The 17,664-nt window shown below is 63.6% G+C and carries 18 protein-coding genes; 13 read left to right on the forward strand and 5 right to left on the reverse strand.

What is annotated here, in order from left to right; genetic code table 11:
- Nucleotides 1-120: 120 nt before the first annotated feature.
- Nucleotides 121-1,869, reverse strand: coding sequence for a 30S ribosomal protein S1 (gene rpsA / locus MMG94_RS17770; RefSeq protein WP_016920209.1), 1,749 nt, complete (start codon nt 1,867-1,869; stop codon nt 121-123).
- Nucleotides 1,870-2,308: 439 nt separating this feature from the next.
- On the opposite strand from rpsA, the gene MMG94_RS17775 reads away from it, so the two are divergent.
- The 6 genes from MMG94_RS17775 to MMG94_RS17805 all read left to right on the forward strand — a co-directional run bounded on the left by MMG94_RS17775 (nt 2,309) and on the right by MMG94_RS17805 (nt 6,748).
- Nucleotides 2,309-2,569 (forward strand): hypothetical protein, encoded by a 261-nt coding sequence (locus tag MMG94_RS17775; protein WP_016920208.1) that lies wholly within the window; start codon nt 2,309-2,311, stop codon nt 2,567-2,569.
- Nucleotides 2,570-2,672: 103 nt separating this feature from the next.
- Nucleotides 2,673-2,954, forward strand: a complete 282-nt coding sequence (locus tag MMG94_RS17780; RefSeq protein ID WP_016920207.1) for a hypothetical protein — start codon at nt 2,673-2,675, stop codon at nt 2,952-2,954.
- A 351-nt stretch (nt 2,955-3,305) separates the two neighbouring features.
- The gene (bufB, locus tag MMG94_RS17790) at nt 3,306-4,151 is read left to right on the forward strand and encodes an MNIO family bufferin maturase (protein ID WP_016920206.1); all 846 of its coding nucleotides are present in this window, start codon (nt 3,306-3,308) and stop codon (nt 4,149-4,151) included.
- On the forward strand, nt 4,148-5,008 hold the full coding sequence (locus tag MMG94_RS17795) for an HvfC/BufC N-terminal domain-containing protein (RefSeq protein WP_016920205.1): 861 nt from the start codon (nt 4,148-4,150) through the stop codon (nt 5,006-5,008). Before bufB ends, MMG94_RS17795 begins: the two co-directional genes overlap by 4 nt.
- 76 nt (nt 5,009-5,084) lie before the next feature.
- Nucleotides 5,085-6,158 carry an XdhC family protein gene (locus MMG94_RS17800; protein ID WP_016920204.1) on the forward strand — a complete coding sequence of 358 codons (1,074 nt, stop codon included), beginning with the start codon at nt 5,085-5,087 and terminating at the stop codon, nt 6,156-6,158.
- On the forward strand, nt 6,155-6,748 hold the full coding sequence (locus MMG94_RS17805) for a nucleotidyltransferase family protein (protein ID WP_016920203.1): 594 nt from the start codon (nt 6,155-6,157) through the stop codon (nt 6,746-6,748). Before MMG94_RS17800 ends, MMG94_RS17805 begins: the two co-directional genes overlap by 4 nt.
- Here MMG94_RS17805 and MMG94_RS17810 read toward each other — a convergent pair.
- Together MMG94_RS17810 and MMG94_RS17815 are read right to left on the reverse strand one after the other, a co-directional pair.
- A complete protein-coding gene (locus tag MMG94_RS17810; protein ID WP_026016288.1) occupies nt 6,735-8,906 on the reverse strand; it encodes a xanthine dehydrogenase family protein molybdopterin-binding subunit in 2,172 nt (723 codons plus the stop codon). The genes MMG94_RS17805 and MMG94_RS17810 overlap by 14 nt on opposite strands.
- Before the next feature lie 12 nt (nt 8,907-8,918).
- A complete protein-coding gene (locus MMG94_RS17815) occupies nt 8,919-9,368 on the reverse strand; it encodes a (2Fe-2S)-binding protein (protein WP_016920201.1) in 450 nt (149 codons plus the stop codon).
- A gap of 277 nt (nt 9,369-9,645) precedes the next feature.
- Here MMG94_RS17815 and MMG94_RS17820 point away from each other — a divergent pair, with 277 nt between their 5' ends.
- The 7 genes from MMG94_RS17820 (at nt 9,646) to MMG94_RS17850 (ending at nt 15,300) form a co-directional block, all read left to right on the forward strand.
- On the forward strand, nt 9,646-10,035 hold the full coding sequence (locus MMG94_RS17820) for an HU family DNA-binding protein (protein ID WP_026016287.1): 390 nt from the start codon (nt 9,646-9,648) through the stop codon (nt 10,033-10,035).
- Nucleotides 10,036-10,321: 286 nt separating this feature from the next.
- Nucleotides 10,322-11,485 (forward strand): 4Fe-4S dicluster domain-containing protein, encoded by a 1,164-nt coding sequence (locus MMG94_RS17825; protein ID WP_016920199.1) that lies wholly within the window; start codon nt 10,322-10,324, stop codon nt 11,483-11,485.
- Nucleotides 11,472-11,933, forward strand: a complete 462-nt coding sequence (locus MMG94_RS17830; protein ID WP_016920198.1) for a cyclic nucleotide-binding domain-containing protein — start codon at nt 11,472-11,474, stop codon at nt 11,931-11,933. Before MMG94_RS17825 ends, MMG94_RS17830 begins: the two co-directional genes overlap by 14 nt.
- Nucleotides 11,917-12,771, forward strand: coding sequence for an FAD/NAD(P)-binding protein (locus MMG94_RS17835; protein ID WP_016920197.1), 855 nt, complete (start codon nt 11,917-11,919; stop codon nt 12,769-12,771). The genes MMG94_RS17830 and MMG94_RS17835 overlap by 17 nt, the downstream gene beginning before the upstream one ends.
- A 2-nt stretch (nt 12,772-12,773) precedes the next feature.
- Nucleotides 12,774-13,565 (forward strand): NADH-quinone oxidoreductase subunit B family protein, encoded by a 792-nt coding sequence (locus tag MMG94_RS17840; RefSeq protein ID WP_026016284.1) that lies wholly within the window; start codon nt 12,774-12,776, stop codon nt 13,563-13,565.
- Nucleotides 13,540-14,832 (forward strand): Ni/Fe hydrogenase subunit alpha, encoded by a 1,293-nt coding sequence (locus tag MMG94_RS17845; RefSeq protein WP_016920195.1) that lies wholly within the window; start codon nt 13,540-13,542, stop codon nt 14,830-14,832. The genes MMG94_RS17840 and MMG94_RS17845 overlap by 26 nt, the downstream gene beginning before the upstream one ends.
- A 9-nt stretch (nt 14,833-14,841) precedes the next feature.
- Nucleotides 14,842-15,300, forward strand: coding sequence for a hydrogenase maturation protease (locus tag MMG94_RS17850; protein ID WP_016920194.1), 459 nt, complete (start codon nt 14,842-14,844; stop codon nt 15,298-15,300).
- On the opposite strand, the gene MMG94_RS17855 is transcribed toward MMG94_RS17850, so the two are convergent.
- Both MMG94_RS17855 and galK read right to left on the reverse strand, forming a co-directional pair.
- Nucleotides 15,297-16,289, reverse strand: a complete 993-nt coding sequence (locus MMG94_RS17855) for a UDP-glucose--hexose-1-phosphate uridylyltransferase (RefSeq protein ID WP_244962193.1) — start codon at nt 16,287-16,289, stop codon at nt 15,297-15,299. The two genes, MMG94_RS17850 and MMG94_RS17855, sit on opposite strands and share 4 nt — an antisense overlap.
- A gap of 44 nt (nt 16,290-16,333) precedes the next feature.
- On the reverse strand, nt 16,334-17,491 hold the full coding sequence (gene galK, locus MMG94_RS17860) for a galactokinase (RefSeq protein WP_016920192.1): 1,158 nt from the start codon (nt 17,489-17,491) through the stop codon (nt 16,334-16,336).
- Nucleotides 17,492-17,664: the final 173 nt, after the last annotated feature.

The raw sequence follows: 17,664 nt of genomic DNA on the forward strand, positions 1-17,664 counted from the left end.
GCTTTCCTCAAAGTCCCCGAAGCGAAGATTGGCCCCGGGCGGCGCTTTTTTTGAGGCCTGGCAAGAAAAAACCCCGCGCTTGCGGCGCGAGGCTTCTTTCTCGGGAGAGTGAAGGGAGGATTACTCCTCGCCTTTCTTGCCCTTCTTGGCGGCTTCGCCTTCGCGGGCTTTCAGGGCCGCGCCGAGGATGTCGCCGAGCGACGCGCCCGAATCGGCCGAGCCGTACTGGGCGATCGCCTCCTTCTCTTCGGCGACTTCCAGCGCCTTGATCGAGACGGCGACCTTGCGGGCCTTGCGATCGAAGAGGGTGACGCGGGCGTCGACCTTCTCGCCGACGGCGAAACGCTCGGGGCGCTGGTCGCCGCGGTCGCGGGCGAGCTCGCTGCGCTTGATGAAGGTCGCCAGATCCGTGCCGGCGATCTTGACGTCAATGCCGGACTCCTTGACCTCGATCACTTCGCAGGTGACCACGGCGCCCTTGCGGACGTCGCCTCCCTCTTCGCCGCCGCCCACGGAGGCGAAGGGATCGCCCGCGAGCTGCTTCACGCCGAGCGAGATGCGCTCCTTCTCGACGTCGACATCGAGAACCTGAGCCTTGATGACGTCGCCCTTCTTATACTCTTCGATGACCTGTTCGCCCGGGCGGTTCCAGTCGAGATCGGAGAGATGGACCATGCCGTCCACATCGCCGTCGAGGCCGATGAAGAGACCGAACTCGGTCTTGTTCTTGACCTCGCCCTCGACCTCGGAGCCCACGGGGTGCTTCTCGGCGAAGGCCTCCCACGGATTCTGCAGGGTCTGCTTGAGGCCGAGGGAGATGCGGCGCTTGACGGGATCGACCTCGAGCACCTGAACGTCGACTTCCTGGCTCGTCGAGACGATCTTGCCGGGGTGGACGTTCTTCTTGGTCCAGCTCATCTCGGAGACGTGAACGAGACCTTCGATGCCCGGCTCCAGCTCCACGAAGGCGCCGTAGTCGGTGATGTTGGTCACCCGGCCATGGAACTTCGCGCCGATCGGATATTTGGCCTCGATGCCCTGCCACGGATCCTCGAGCAGCTGCTTCATGCCGAGCGAGATGCGGTGCGTCTCGTGATTGATCTTGATGATCTTCACCTTGACGGTCTGACCGATGGTCAGCACCTCGGACGGATGATTGACGCGGCGCCAGGCGATGTCGGTGACATGCAGCAGGCCGTCAATGCCGCCGAGATCCACGAAGGCGCCGTAATCCGTGATGTTCTTCACGACGCCGTCGATCACCTGCCCCTCTTCGAGGTTGGCGACGATCTCGTGACGCTGCTCGGCGCGGCTCTCCTCGAGCACCGTGCGGCGGGACACGACGATGTTGCCGCGGCGGCGGTCCATCTTCAGGATGTGGAAGGGCTGCGGCACGTTCATGAGGGGCGCGACGTCGCGGATCGGACGGATGTCCACCTGCGAGCGCGGCAGGAAGGCCACGGCGCCGTCGAGGTCGACGGTGAAGCCGCCTTTGACCTGATTGAAGATGACGCCCTCGACCTTCTCATTGGTTTCGAAAGCCTTTTCGAGCTTGACCCAGCTCTCCTCGCGGCGCGCCTTGTCGCGCGAGATGACGGCTTCGCCCAGCGCGTTCTCGACGCGCTCGAGATAGACCTCGACCTCTTCGCCGACAGCGGGGGCGGGATCGCGGCCATAGCCGGTGAATTCCTTGAGGGCGACGCGGCCTTCGGTCTTCAGACCGATGTCGATGACGGCCACGTCCTTCTCGATGGCGACGACGCGCCCCTTGATGACGGAACCTTCGAAAGCCTCGTTATCGCCATAGCTCTGCTCGAGCAGGGCGGCAAAATCTTCGCGCGTCGGCGCGCGATCTGTCGTAGCGGACATTTTTTCTCCTGGAGCCCCCGGTCGGGGCGGCGCCGGCATGCGGTTGGCGTTGCGACAGGCTCCCGTCGATCGGAACGTCCCGGCGCCTGTGGCGCAAGATTGGGACGAAAAGTTCGTAACCGAACTGGCCGGCGCGGCCCGAAGGAAGAAAACCAAGCGATTTGCGCACCGAGCGAAAGGCTTGGCGTGCGGCTGCTATCTAACAGCGCGACGCCTTTCCGGCAAGCGCCGCCATGGGCTCATATTTGCTGCGGCGCCGGAGATGGGTTATTGCGTTGCAGCATGAGAAGCTGAGCCTGGGGCGCGTTGTTAGCCAAGGTCACGTAATGTTCGCATTCCGTCCGATTTCCTGCTAGCGAAATGGGCGCCCAATGATAACGTTTCAGCTCACGTTGGCTGTTCGGCTTGGGCGGATGACATTTTGGGAGGAGATCCATTGATGAAGCCGCAGATTCTTCCGGGCGCCGCTCTGGCCGTCGCCGCGCTGGCCCTGGCCCTCGCCGGGGCCGCGCCAGCGGAGGCCAAGCATCACGCGCGCAAGCCCAAAGCCGCGGCCGAAAAGCATAATTGCGGCGGCAAGAATGGTTGCCCCGCCTCGGGTAAATCGGAGAGCAAAGAGGCGGCCCCCGCCGACGCCAAGCCTGCCGACGCCAAGCCTGCCGACGCGAAGCCCGCGGATACGCCCGCGGCGCCCAAGTAACGCCTTTCGGCGAAGGGGTTAACGCCTTTCGGCGAAGGAGGTCCGTCGCCCGGACCCTTCGCCGTTCACGGTCCCCCAAGGGGGCATTGCAGAGGAGAAGCAGATGAAGACGAAGGTTGTTTCCGGCGCGGCGTTGGCCGCTGCGGCTGTTGGCCTGGCGCTGAGCGGCGCGGTCGTTACGCCAGCCGCGGCGCATGGCTCGCATGTGTGCACCATGGCCAAGGGCCAGTGCGGCGGCAAAACGGGTTGCATGACCAAGACGGGCGTCTGCAAACACAATGTGGGCAAGAGCAAGGCCGCCTGCCGTCACGGCTGCCATCACAAGGCCGCCTGCCACCACAATAAGGGCGCCTGCAACATGAAGGCGAAGTGCCACTCGAAATAAGACCTGGGCGCGACTGCGGCGCGCGCCATCTTCTTCTTCGTGCGGCTCTTACTGGAGAACCGATATGAAGACGAAAATCGTATCCGGCTCGGCCCTCGCGGCCGCAGCCATTGCGCTCGCGCTCAACGGCGCCGCTGTCGCGCCTGCTCACGCCCACGCCTCTTCAGCGCACGCCAAGGCGCATTGCGGCGCAAAAGGCACATGTCACCACAAGGTGAAGTGCCACCATAAGTCGCAGTGCCATCACTACAAAGGGCACTGTAACATGAAAAGTAAGTGTCACACGAAGTGAGATCAGGCGCCGGCTCCCTTTCGGGGTCCGGCGCAAACATCCGGGCAGGGACATTTCGAATGCAGAAGCCTGCGCCGCTCGGCTACGGCCTTGGCCTCCGGCCCATCTATTTCGACGAGATCATGTCGACCCGGCCGCCGGTGGACTGGTTCGAGATCATTTCCGAAAATTACATGGTCGCTGGCGGACGGCCGCTCTCCATGCTGGACGAGATCCGCGCCGACTATCCGGTCGTGATGCACGGCGTCTCCATGTCGCTCGCTTCGACCGACCCTCTGGATTTCGATTACCTTGCGCAGCTCAAGGCGCTGATCGAGCGCGTCCAGCCCGCCTGGGTCTCGGACCATGTGGCCTGGACCGGCGTTCACGGGCTCACGCTGCACGATCTTCTTCCGATCCCCTACACGCGCGAATCGCTCGCCCATATCGTCGAGCGCATCTGCCGGGTTCAAGATTATCTGCAACGCCAGCTCGTGGTGGAGAACGCCTCAACCTATGTCTCCTTCACCGCCTCAGAAATGAGCGAGCAGGAATTCGTGAAGGAGATGGCGGAGCGCGCGGATTGCCTGCTGCTGCTCGACGTCAACAATGTCTTCGTCTCGAGTTTCAATCACGGCTTCGACCCGGTCGCCTTCATCGACGCGGTTCCGGTCGATCGTGTCGTGCAATTCCACATGGCCGGCCACACCAATCACGAAACGCATCGCGTCGATACGCATGACCAGCCGGTCTGCGACGAGGTCTGGGCGCTTTACGAACATGCGCGCCGGCGTTTCGGCGGCGTCTCGGCCATGATCGAGCGGGACGACAATTTCCCGCCTTTCTCCGAGCTTCTCGACGAATTGCAGCGTATGCGCGACATCGACGCCCGCGTCGCCGCAGACCGCGCGCTGACGGCCGCATGAATCTCGCGGAGTTCCAGGCGCTGTTCCAGGCGCGCATCCTCGCCGGTCCGAGCGAGGCCGACGCGCCGCTGCTTACGGCTTTGCGCGAGTCTCAGCGCGGGGTCGGACGCGACGAATTGCTGCGCGTCTATCAGACCGGCTATCGCGTCCGGCTCGAGAGTTTTCTCTACGAGGATCATTCAGGGCTGCGCGCGCTGATCGGCGACGACGCTTTCGAGCGTCTGGCGCGCGAATTCGTCGAGGCCAATCCGCCGAAGAACCGCAATGCGCGCTGGTATACGACCGGCCTGCCCGATTACATGGCCGCCACCCCGCCGTGGCGCGACGATCGCCGCGCGCTTTCCATGGCGGCGTTCGAGCGTGCGATGGTCGACGCCTTCGACGCGCCCAACGCCGACGCGCTGACGATACAGTCGCTCGCGAATTTTCCTCCCGAAGACTCGCCGCGCCTCGTCTTCGAGTTTCATCCGAGCCTGATCATGCTGGAGCTGGCGGCCGGGACGATGGCCGACTATCAGGGCTCTGACGAGGATGAGGAGGCTGAAGCCGTCGAGGGCGAAGAAGGAGAGTCCGTGGAGGCTTCGGAGCCCGATGCGGAAGAAAAGGCCGGCTCGTTCGCGCCCGACGCAACCGAGACTGTCGCCGTCTGGCGCTGCAACGAGGAAACGGCGTTCCGCGAGCTGGAAGGCGACGAATATGTCGCTCTCAGCGAAGCCAGGGCCGGCCGCGCTTTCGGCGAAATCTGCCAGATGGCGGCCTTTCAGCAATCCGGCGACATCGCGCCCGAACGCCTTGCGCAATTCCTTGCAAGCTGGTTCGAGGACGGGATGGTGGTGGGCGTCTCGCTGCGCGATTGACGGCCTTATATTCCGTGCGCTCGCCATAAATAAGATCGACGGCGGGCGGTCCGCCGATACAGCAAAGGCGCTTGCCGTGATCGAGACGCGCAGGGCGGCTCCCGTGAACGAATTGCAGATCCTCTTGCAGGCCGAGCAGTGGCGGCGGGCGGGACGAGGCGTCGCGATCGCGACCGTGGTGGAAACCTTCGGCTCGGCCCCGCGTCCGGTCGGGTCTCATCTCGTGGCGGAGGAAAGCGGACTCTTCTGCGGCTCGGTTTCGGCCGGCTGCGTTGAAGGCGAAGTGATCACGGCGGCGCTCGAGGCTATTGCCGGCGGGACTTCGCAATTCCTCGAATTCGGCGTTGCGGACGAAACGGCCTGGCGCGTGGGCCTCTCTTGCGGCGGCCGCATCGCGGTTCACGTCCAACGCATGGACGACGCTCGGCTAGCAGCGCTTTCCCGCGCGAGGGCGGAACTCGCCGCCCGGCGGTCCTGCGCCGTCGCGACGCCGCTAGACGGAATCGGCTCGCAATTTTACACGGCGTGGAAGGATGCAGCGCCGCCTGCGGTCGAAGCTCAATTGCGCGTCGGGGAGAGCGGCCTCGTCCGGCATGAAGGAAAGCGGCTGTTCGTCAATTATTACCGGCCCGGCCCGCGTCTCGTCATTATCGGCGCCGTGCATGTCGCGCAGGCGCTCGCGCCCATGGCGGCCCTTGCCGGCTTCGATGTGGTCATTGTCGATCCGCGCGGCGTCTACGCCGTCGATGCGCGCTTTCCGGATGCGCGGCTCGATCTGCGCTGGCCCGACGAAGCTTTACCTGCGATCGGCCTCGACGCTTTCACGGCCGTCGCCGTTCTCACGCATGATCCCAAAATCGACGATCCGGCCCTAAGTCTCGCGCTTGCCTCGAACTGCTTCTATGTGGGCGCGCTGGGTTCGCGAGCGACACATAAGCGGCGCGTCGAACGCCTGAAAGCGAATGGCGTTTCGCCGCATCTCCTGGAGCGCTTGCGCGCACCGGTCGGTCTCGACATCGCGGCCGTCAGCCCCGCGGAGATTGGCGTTTCGATCCTTGCCGAGATCATTCTTGCAAGGGGACAGAAGCCGCTGCGCAGTCTTCTTCCGCAAGCCGCTCCCTCATTTGCCGGCTGCGAGACGCGCGCATGAGCGCGGCTGTGGCCGCCATCATCCTCGCCGCCGGCCGCGGCGCCCGCTATGGCGCGCAGTCGAACAAGCTTCTCGTGGAAATCGGCGGCCAGCCCATCCTAAGATGCGTCGCAGCCGCCGCGCTCGCCTCGCGCGCTCGCCGTACGATCGTCGTCACCGGTCATGCGCGTCACGAGGCGGAAGCGGCGCTCCACGGGCTTTGCGTGGACTTCCGTCATAATCCCGATTTTGCGAGCGGGCTCGCTTCGTCATTGCGGGTCGGGCTCGCCGCCGCCGGGGGCGCCGATGGCGCGCTCATGATGCTGGGCGACATGCCGGGCGTATCGCCTTCCACCCTTGACGCGCTGATCGCGGCCTTCGAAGCGGACAAAGACTGCGCGGCCATTGTCCCTGCTTTTCGCGGCAAAAGAGGCAATCCCGCGCTTCTCTCGCGCGCGCTCTTCGAGCAAGTCGCGGAGCTCGAGGGCGATACGGGCGCGCGCGACCTTCTGCGCTCGGCGAAAGGCGTCGTGCAACTTCCCGTCGAGGACGCCGGAATATTGGCGGATGTCGACACGCCCGCCGACCTGCTTCGCTTCAGGCGAAGCTGATATTCGCGTCCCTCAATGGGAGAGCGCGTATGCGCTTGCCGGTCGCCGCGAAGTAGGCGTTGAGCACGGCGGGCGCGGCGACGCAGATCGTCGGCTCGCCGACGCCGCCCCAGAAGCCGCCGCTCGGCATGACGATGCATTCCACCTTGGGCATGTCCTTGAGGCGCATCGAATCGTAGCTGTCGAAATTCTCCTGCTCCACGCGGCCGTTTTTGAGCGTGATCTCCCCGTGGAACAGCGCCGAGAGCCCATAGACGAAAGAGCCTGCGATCTGCCGTTCGATCTGCGCGGGATTGACGGCGTAGCCGGGGTCGGTCGCCGCGACGATGCGGCGGATTTTTATCTTGTCGTCGGGGGCGACAGAAATCTCCGCCACTGCGGCGACATAGCTTCCATAGCCCATGAAGACGGCGGCGCCGCGATGCAGGCCCTCCGGCGCCGGTTTGTCCCAGCCCGCGCGCTCCGCGACCGCGTTGAGCACGGCAAGGTGCTTTGGATGGTTCGCCATCAGCTTGCGGCGGAAGGCTACGGGATCTTCGCCCGAGGCATGAGCGAGCTCATCCATGAAGCATTCGAGATAGATGGCGTTCTGGTTGATGTTGACGCCGCGCCACCATCCCGGCGGCACGGGCGGATTGCGCATCGAATGCTCGACGAGGAGATTGGGAAAGTCGTAGCCGATCCGAGCGTCGCCGGTCGCCGCGAGCCCCTGGAAGACCGCTGGGTCGAGGCCATTCTTCACCATTTGCGGCCGCACCGTCGAGAAGATCGACTGGCCGGAAATGCGCATGTGCAGGGCGGCGAGCTTGTTGTCGGCGTCGAAAGCGCCCGTGAGCTTGCACTGGGTGACGGGATGATATTTCCCCTGCGTCATGTCCTCTTCACGCGACCACAAAAGCTTCACGGGCGTTCCGGGGAGCTGTTTTGCGATCAACACGGCTTGCGTGACGTAATCGGCGAAGCCGCGACGCCCAAAGCCGCCGCCGAGCATGACTTTGCGCACGTCGCAATTTTCGCGCGGCAGGCCCGAGGCGGCGACGACCGCTTCCAGGGCGGCCTCGCCATTCTGCGTCCCCGTCCAAACCTCGCATTTTTCCGGCGTGTAGAGCGCCGTCGCGTTCAGCGGCTCCATCGCCGCGTGGTTTTGATGCGGATAGCCGTAAACGGCTTCGATGATCTTGGGCGAGCGGGCGATTGCGGCGTATGCGTCGCCGTTTCGATTGCCTGTGACCGCCGGCTCGGAATTATGCAGTCCGTCGGCGAGCCATTTTGCGGTGTCGGGGCTGTTCGATTGCGCGTTCGGCCCTTCGTTCCACACGATGGGCAAGGCGTCCAGCGCGATCTTGGCGCGCCACCAGGTGTCGGCGATGACGGCCACCGCATTGTCGCCGACGCGCACAACTTTCTTCACGCCCTTGAAATTCGCGATCTTGCTCTCGTCATAGCTCGCCAGCTTCCCGCCAAAGACCGGGCAAGCCTTGATCGCGGCGTTGAGCATGCCCGGCAGCCTCACATCGACGCCGTAGAGCATCTTGCCCGTCGTCTTGTCGGCTGTGTCGAGGCGCTTGAGGCCCTTGCCGGCGATCTTCCAGTCGCGCGGGTCTTTCAGCGCGACATTCGCCGGCGGCGTCAATTTGGCGGCGGCTTCGGCGACCTTGCCGTAGCTTGTCGAGCGACCCGAGGCGGCGTGCGTGATGACGCCGTTCTCGGCGCGGCATTCGCTTGCGGGCGCCTTCCATTCATTCGCGGCGGCCTGAATCAGCATCTGCCGCGCGATCGCGCCGCCCTTGCGCACATAGTCGTGGGAGTCGCGGATGCCCCGACTCCCCCCGGTGGAGAAATCGCCCCAGACGCGGCCTCGCGCCGCGCTCTGGCCGGGGGTCGGATATTCCGTCGTGACCCGCGACCAATCGCAGTCCAGCTCTTCCGCGACGAGTTGCGCGAGGCCGGTGAGCGTGCCCTGGCCCATTTCGGAGCGGGCGATGCGGATGACGACCGTATCGTCCGGCTTCACGAGGACCCAGGCGTTGACTTCGGGAGCCGCCGCGGCCTCCGCCGCTTCGGCGCCGTAGGGAATATGGAGCCCGAGCGAGAGGCCGCCAATCGCCGCGCCGCCGATGAGGAAGCCGCGCCGCCCGATGTGAATTTCCGTGGTCATGCCCATCGCCCTTCAGGCTTTCGAGGCCGCGTGGATCGCTTCGCGCACCTGCTGGAAGGTGCCGCAGCGGCAGATATTGGTGATCGCGGCGTCGATTTCCTTATCGGTCGGCTGCGGCGTCTCCTTCAAAAGGGCCGCGACCGCCATGATCATCCCGCTCTGGCAATAGCCGCATTGCGGCACGTCGAAGTCGATCCACGCCTGTTGGACGCGATGCAGGACGCCGTTCTCGGCAAGCCCCTCGATCGTCCGGATCTTCTTGCCGACCGCGTCGGCGACCGTCACGCTGCAGGATCGAGTCGGCTGCCCGTCGATATGAACCGTGCAAGCGCCGCATTGACCGACGCCGCATCCATATTTCGTGCCGGTGAGACCGAGATTTTCGCGCAGAGCCCAGAGAAGCGGGGTGTCGGGCTCGACATCGGCCTCGATCGTTTTTCCGTTGACGAAAAGAACGGTCATGCGCTTTCTCCCCGCTGCGCGGCCTGCTTTTTCATTGCAAAATCCTACCAAACGGGCTGAGCCCAGCCAAGCCGTCGATCTCGCTCGGCGACTATTTAGGGCGCGGGTTTTGACGCGGGAGCCGCCCGGCCTTCTCAAAATGCAAAAGAAAATTTGCCGGACAATATAGGGAATGCGCGGCTCTCATTGCGAATCACCCTGCAAATCGTTAGCAATTTGCTTTGTAGGCGCCGGCTTGCAGGATTTTGCGGCCGATTGCGACGAGGAGAGCATTCATATGGCCAAGGCAAAAACTACCAAGGCTGCTGCGACCGCCAGGGTCAGCAGGGCCGAGGCGCCCGCCATTCGTCCGGTCAAGGAAACCATGACGAAGTCGGCGCTGATCAATTACATCGCGGAACAGAACGAGCTGCCCCGCAAGACGGCTGCCGCCGTCTACGCCACGCTGGAAGGCGTGTTCATGGGCTCCGTTCATCCCAAGGGCGTCGGCGAATTCACGCTTCCCGGCCTGCTGAAAGTCACGCTGCGCAAGGTTCCGGCGCGCAAGGCGGGCACGCTGGTGCGCAACCCCGCCACCGGCGAGATGGTGAAGGCGGCAGCCAAACCCGCTTCCGTCCGCGTGAAGATCCGCGCCCTCTCCAAGCTGAAATCGGCCGCGACGAAATAATCTGCGCCGCGCGGCCCCTGCCGCGCGTCGACGCTCTGCTCGGACTGTTTCGAGCGCGGGGCGGCGAGTATCGCCGCCTGTTTTCGATTTATTGCGACCGTCATTATTGACGTCGCCGCTACGTCCGCCAGGCTGAAACCGCCCGGGCGCGTTCGCCGAAATTTGCAGGACCAACTGACTTGCGCGCCTCATAGCCGCAAACAGCGCCCCGCTAAGCGCAGCCCGACAAGAGACGCGCGGCCTTCATATTTTCTTGATAGCATGACGAGAATCGGAGCCGATCCTCGTGCGTTCAGACCAGATCAAGCTTTTCGAAGGCCGCGCCGTCCTGTCACTCGACGGCCTTCGCGCCCTCATCGACGCCCTGCGTCAGCAGGGCCGCCGTGTGATCGGTCCGACCGTGGCGGACGGCGCGATCGTCTACGACGACATTCTAGAGATTGCCGACCTTCCGCGAGGGGTCGCCGACCGGCAGGAGGCTGGGCGTTACCAACTGGCGTCGCGAGACGACGGCGCGCTTTTCGGTTACGCCGTCGGGCCGCAATCCTGGAAGAAATTTCTACACAAGCCGCTGCTGCGCCTGTGGCGCGCGGAGCGGCGCGGCAATGACGTCACGGTCGAGGCGGAGGCGCCCGAACCGGAACATGTCGCTTTTCTCGGCGTGCGCGCATGCGAATTAAACGCCATCGCGATCCAGGACAGGGTGCTGATGGGCGGCGACTATGTCGATCCGCATTACAAGGCGCAGCGCGACGGCGCCTTCATCATCGCCGTCAATTGCGGCGAGGCGGGCGGAACGTGCTTCTGCGTCTCGATGAAAGCGGGACCCAAAGCGGAGCGGGGTTTCGATCTCGCCTTGACGGAGCTGATTTCCGGCGGCGCTCACGAATTTCTCGTCGAGACGGGTTCGCCCGCAGGCGCCGAGCTTCTTGCGGCGCTCCCAAGCCGGCGCGCGGAGCCGGAAGACATGGACGCGGCCGCGACAGTCGTCGCTCGCGCCGCGGCCTCGATGGGCCGATACATGCCGGAGGATGACGTTCCCGCGCTGCTCATGCGCAATCTTCAGCATGCGCGCTGGGAGGAAACAGCGAAGCGCTGCCTTTCCTGCGCCAATTGCACCATGGTTTGCCCGACCTGCTTCTGCACCTCGGTGGAAGAGCATAACGACCTCGCGGGCGTCGAATCGTCGCGCACGCGGCGCTGGGATTCCTGTTTCACCATGGATTATTCTTACATCCATGGCGGATCGGTTCGCCCGGGCGTCGCGTCGCGCTATCGGCAATGGATGACGCATAAGCTCGCGACGTGGCATGAACAGTTCGATACGTCCGGCTGCGTCGGCTGCGGGCGCTGCATTACGTGGTGCCCCGTCGCGATCGATATCACGGAAGAGACGCGGGCGATCAGCGAAAGCGAGAAGGCGCAAGGAGGGCTCGATGGAGAATCTTGAGCGTATCCTCTCGGAGCATCCCTTCTTCGCCGGCCTCGACGAGTCATTCGTCAAGCTTGCCTGCGGGTGCGCAAAGAACGTCCGGATGGAAGCGGGGCAGTTCGTCTTTCACGAGGGCGAGGCGGCGGATCAGTTCTACCTCATCCGCGAAGGGCGCGTGGCGCTGCAGATTTCCGCGCCGGGCCGTGGCGCTTCGACCTTTCTGACGCTGGGGCGCGGAGAGGTGTTCGGCGTCAACTGGCTCGTGCCGCCTTATCGCTGGGTCTATGATGCGAAAGCGCTCGAACTCACCCGCGCCATCGCGATGGACGCGACATGTCTGCGCAATAAATGCGAGGCCGATCATGATCTCGGCTACGACATCATGAAACGCCTCATGCCGGTGCTGATCGAGCGCCTGCACACGACGCGTCTGCAATTCCTCGATCTCTATGGTTCCCATGTCTGAGGCGGCGGATTTCCAACGCGCGCAGCCCATGGTTCCGCGCATCGCCCATGTGCGCCGGCGCCGACATGACGCGCCGGACGTCTGGACGTTGGAGCTCGAATTGACCGATGGCGCGCATTTCGACTATGCGCCGGGACAGTTCAATATGCTGACCGCTTTCGGCGTGGGAGAGGCGGCGATCAGCGTCAGCGGCGATCCCGCCGCCGGCCCCTTGATCCACACCATTCGCGCCGTGGGACCCGTGTCGCGCGCGCTCACGCAGCTTGGTCCGGGCGAGCCGATCGGCGTGCGCGGCCCTTTCGGCGCCGGTTGGCCGATGGCGCAGGCGGAAGGGAGGGACGTCGTCGTCGTCGCAGGCGGTCTGGGTCTCGCGCCTTTGCGTCCCGCGCTTTACCGCCTTCTCGGCGAGCGCGCGCGATACGGCAAGGTCACGCTGCTCTTCGGCGCGCGCCGTCCCGAGGACATATTATTCCGTCACGAGGTCGAGAGCTGGCGCGCGCGCTTCGATATTGACGTCGACGTGACGGTCGATCATGCCGGCTCGGATTGGCGCGGCCATGTCGGCGTCGTAACGACTCTCATCTCCCGACTGGAGATCGAGCCCGCGAAATCGATCGCGATGGTTTGCGGGCCGGAGGTCATGATGCGCTTCGTCGCGCTGGCGCTCATGGACAAGGGGATCGGCGAGGGCGCCATCTATCTTTCGATGGAGCGCAATATGAAATGCGCTATCGGCCATTGCGGCCATTGCCAGCTCGGTCCGACCTTCATCTGCCGCGATGGGCCGGTCTTCACCTTCGCGCGCCTCAGGCCGCTTCTTACCGTCAAGGAACTGTGACGATGGAGCGCAAAAAGCCGCGTCTCGCCGTCTGGAAATTCGCCTCCTGCGACGGCTGCCAGCTCAGCCTTCTCGATTGCGAGGACGAACTCCTCGCCGTCGCGGGCGCGCTCGACCTCGCTTATTTCCCGGAAGCGACCCGCGGCGAGGTCAAGGGCGTCTACGACCTCTCTCTCGTCGAGGGGTCCATCACGACGGCGCATGATGCGGAACGCATTCACGAGGTGCGCAGGCGCTCCAGGACGCTCGTCACCATCGGCGCTTGCGCCACGTCCGGCGGCATTCAGGCGCTGCGCAATTTCGCCGATGTGCGGGAGTTCACGTCGATCGTCTATGCGCATCCCGAATATATCCATACGCTCGAAACCTCGACGGCGATTTCGGATCATGTCCCTGTCGATTTCGAATTGCGCGGATGTCCGATCAATAAGGGCCAGCTCGTCGACGTCGTTTCAGCCTTTCTCTCCGGGCGGCGCCCGAATACGCCGGCGCATAGCGTCTGCATCGAATGCAAATTGAAAGGCAATGTATGCGTTATGGTCGCGAAGGCGGCGCCTTGCCTCGGTCCCGTCACGCATGCGGGCTGCGGCGCGCTGTGCCCCTCTTATGATCGCGGTTGTTACGGCTGCTTCGGGCCAAAAGAGACGCCCAACGCGCCGTCGCTGAGCGCGTGGCTGGGCGGCATGGGCTTGGACGCCAAAGCCCTCGAGCGCGTCTATCGCACCTTCAACGCGAACGCCGAAACCTTCCGTAAAGAGAGCGAGCGCCATGCCGAGCAAGACAATCAAGGTTGATCTGCTCGCGCGCGTGGAAGGCGAAGGCGCGCTGAAGCTCGTTATCCGTGACGGCAAGGTGCGGCGCGCCGAATTCAACATTTTCGAGCCGCCTCGATTCTTCGAAGCCTTTCTGCGCGGACGGCATTTTACGGAGACGCCGGACATTGTCGCGCGCATCTGCGGCATTTGTCCCGTCGCCTATCAGATGAGCGCGGTACATGCGCTCGAAAACCTTGTTGGCGTCTCGGTCGACGGGCCTTTGCGCGAGTTGCGCCGGCTGCTCTATTGCGGTGAGTGGATCGAGTCGCATGTTTTGCATATTTATATGCTGCATGCGCCGGATTTCCTTGGCTATGACGGCGGCGTGCAAATGGCGCGCGATCATGGCGACGCGGTGAAGCGCGGCCTGCAATTGAAAAAGGTCGGCAATGAAATCCTCCAGCTCTTGGGCGGCCGGGAGATTCATCCCATCAATGTCCGCGTCGGCGGATTTCATCGCACCCCGCGCAAACGCGAATTGGCGCCGCTGGCCGAGAAACTGAAATGGGCGCGCGAGGCGGCGCTGGAAACGGCTCGATGGGTTGCGACATTCGACTTTCCGGAGCGCGAGCGCGACTATGCGTTCGTCACGCTGAATCACGCGACCGAGTATCCTTTCAACGAGGGGCGGATCGTCTCAAATCGCGGCCTCGACATTGCCGCCGCCGAATATGACGAGCACTTTGAAGAAAGCCACGTTGCGCATTCCACCGCGCTCCACTCCCGTTTAAAAGATGGCGGGGGCGCGTATCTCACCGGACCCCTCGCGCGGTTCAATATGTGCTTTGCGCAGCTCTCGCCGCTGGCGCAGCAGACGGCGCGGGAGATCGGTCTCGGCGAAAGCTGCCGGAATCCTTACCGCAGCATCATGGTTCGCGCGGTTGAAACCGTTTACGCCTGCGACGAAGCGCTGCGCGTGATCGAGAATTACGAGGAGCCGGATACGCCCTGCGTTGCTGTTCAGCCACGCTCGGGGGTCGGCTACGCCGCAACGGAGGCGCCGCGCGGCATGCTTTATCATCGCTATCAAATCGGCGATGACGGGCTCATCCAGGACGCGCAGATCGTGCCGCCAACCTCGCAAAACCAGGCATGTCTCGAGGAAGATCTGATCGACTTCATCGGCGGCTTTCTCGACCTGCCCGACAAGGACCTGCAATATCGCGCCGAACAGACCGTGCGCAATTACGATCCCTGCATCTCTTGCGCGACGCATTTCCTGACGCTCGATATTGATCGAGCTTGAGTCGCCGGCATGTCGGTTCTTGTCATCGGAGTCGGAAATCCAGACCGGGGCGACGACGGCGCCGGACGGGAAGTCGTCAATCGATTGCGTCGCATCGCGCCGGAGGGGACCGAATTTGTCGAGCTAAGCGGCGAGGCGGCGGGTCTGCTCGCGCTATTCGAAACCGCAAGCGCCGCCGTCATTATCGACGCCAGTAGATCGGGCGCGCCTGCGGGCGCGATACGCCGGTTCGACGCCGCGGCGGAACCCTTGCCGGGCGGCTTTTTGGCCTTCTCCTCTCACGGATTCGGGCCCGCCGCTGCGATCGAGCTCGCAAGGACGCTTGGCGTGCTGCCGCCAAAATGCGTCGTCTTCGCAGTGGAAGGCGAGCGCTTCGATATCGGCGCGCCGATCACGCAAGCGGTTTCCGTCGCGCTTGACGACGTCGTCGAAAGGATCAGCCGCGAATTGTCTGTCGCAGACGACTAACCTTTGATTGCGGCGCGCAGCCGCTCGGCGGCGCTTTCAGCCGTGATGTCGCGTTGCGGGGAGCCAAGAAGCTCGAAGCCCACCATGAATTTCCTGATCGTCGCGGAGCGCAGGAGCGGCGGATAGAAATGGCCGTGGAAATGCCAGTGCGGATGCGCGCCGCCATCGCTCGGGCGTTGATGAAAGCCCATGGAATAGGGAAAGGGCGTCGAGAAGAGATTGTCATAGGCGCGGGTGACGCCGCTCAAAATATCGGCCAGCGCATGAATGTCGTCGGCGCCGAATTCATCGAGCGCGCCGCGGTGGCGACGCGGCAGGAGCATGGTTTCAAAAGGCCAGGTCGCCCAGAATGGGACGAGCGCCACGAAGCCGTCATTTTCGCAGACGATGCGTTCGCCCTTCTCCAGTTCGAGAGCAAGATAATCGCATAAGAGACACGATCCCCGATGGCCCAGGTGATCCCGTTGCCGCGTCGATTCCTTCATCAGCTCGTTCGGCTCGCTATGAGTCGCCCAGATCTGACAATGCGGATGCGGATTGCTGGCGCCCATCATGGGCCCGCGATTTTCAAAAATCTGCACGGCTCCGATCAAAGGGTCGGCGTCGAGGCGCATGAATTCGTTGCGCCACAGGGCGACGACCTTCTCGATGCTGGCGACGGGCATCCGAGAAAGCGTAAGGTCGTGACGCGGCGAGAAACAGACGACGCGGCAACGGCCCGGTTCGCCCGCCGCGACGATCAGTCCAGCCTCGTCGGTCTGCTCCCGCGGCGTATCGGGGAGCAGCGCGGCATAGTCATTGTCGAAGACGAAGACGTCCTCATAAGCGGGATTGCGGTCGCCATTGGCGCGCAGATTGCCGGGACAGAGATAGCAGCCAGGATCATAGGCAGGGATGGCGATCTCTTCTCTCGCTTCGGTTTGGCCCTGCCAGGGTCGACTGGTGCGATGCGGCGAAACCAGCACCCATTCGCCGGTCAGGGAATTCAAACGACGATGGGAATCTTGCTGAAGCCGTAACATGCTCAATTCCGTCAAAAAGCGACCGGCCCCGCGCCGGGGCCTGGATAGCAGGAGAAAATCATCGGCCTCAACCCCGTCATTCGCTCATAGGCGGGGCCCACGCTTTCCGCAAAGCGATCGGCCGCGCGCGCGTCGACAAGGCTGACCGTGCAGCCGCCAAAGCCGCCGCCCGTCATGCGCGCGCCAAAGACGCCCGGCGCGGCGCGAGAGAGTTCGACCATAAGGTCGAGCTCCGGACAACTGACTTCATAGTCGTCGCGCAGGCTTTCATGAGAGGCGTTCATCAAGCGTCCGGCCTCCGCGAAGTCGGACGCTTCCAGCGCCGCCACGGCGGCGAGCACGCGGGCGTTTTCCGTCACGACATGTCGCGCGCGTTTGAAGATGACGGGCGGCAGATCGGCGGCGTGTTTATCAAGCTCGTTGACGCTCACGTCCCGCAGCGCGGTCACGCCATTTATCGATTTGGCGAGCAAGGCGACCGCGGTCTCGCAGTCCTGCCGCCGCAGATTATATTCGCTGCCGGCGAGTTGGTGATGCACCATGGTGTTGCAGACGAGGACACGCACCGTCGGATCGAGGGGGATCGGCCGCGCCTCGAGGCTGCGGCAGTCGAGAAGCAAGGCCGAACCTTCGACGCCATGGCAGGAGATGAACTGATCCATGACGCCGCAGCGCATCCCGACAAATTCATTTTCGGCGCGCTGGCAGATTTTCGCGAGGGCGAGGCGGTCGACAGGTCGATTCGCGACGCTGAGCATGGCGTAGCCCACGGCCGCCTCGAGCGCTGCGGAAGCCGAAAGGCCTGATCCCATCGGCAAGACGCTCATTATGACCATGTCGGCGCCGCACAGTCGGTAGTTCGATTTTTCAAGCTCGAGCGCGACGCCGACGACATAGTCCCGCCAGTCGCCGGCTGGGCCGGGCGCGGCGTCGAGATCGACGGCAAAATCAGCGTTCAAATTCTCGGAATGCGCATGGAGCAATCGATCCTGCCTGGGCGCGATCGCAACATAGGTCGCGAGATCGAGGGCGGCGGGAAGCACGAAGCCGTCATTATAATCGGTATGTTCGCCAATCAGGTTCACGCGCCCGGGCGCGCGGAACAATTTGGGCGCGCGGCCAAAGCGTCGCTCGAAGAGTGACGGCAGATCCCTGGGGTCGATCTGCATCGGGGTCCAATCCGCTGGCGGAAGCTTTGCTTCCTTCTTACAGAAATCTGACGTCACGCTGAAGGCTCGAGGTGGATTTGTCTGGTCTTCTTACGTAGTTTCGCTTAGAGAAATTTCTTCGCGCAGATCGCATTATCCGCATTCGCACATCATCTTCCTTTCGACCTAGCAGC

Origin of the sequence: Methylocystis parvus OBBP, assembly GCF_027571405.1 — a bacterium.
Classification (GTDB): domain Bacteria; phylum Pseudomonadota; class Alphaproteobacteria; order Rhizobiales; family Beijerinckiaceae; genus Methylocystis; species Methylocystis parva.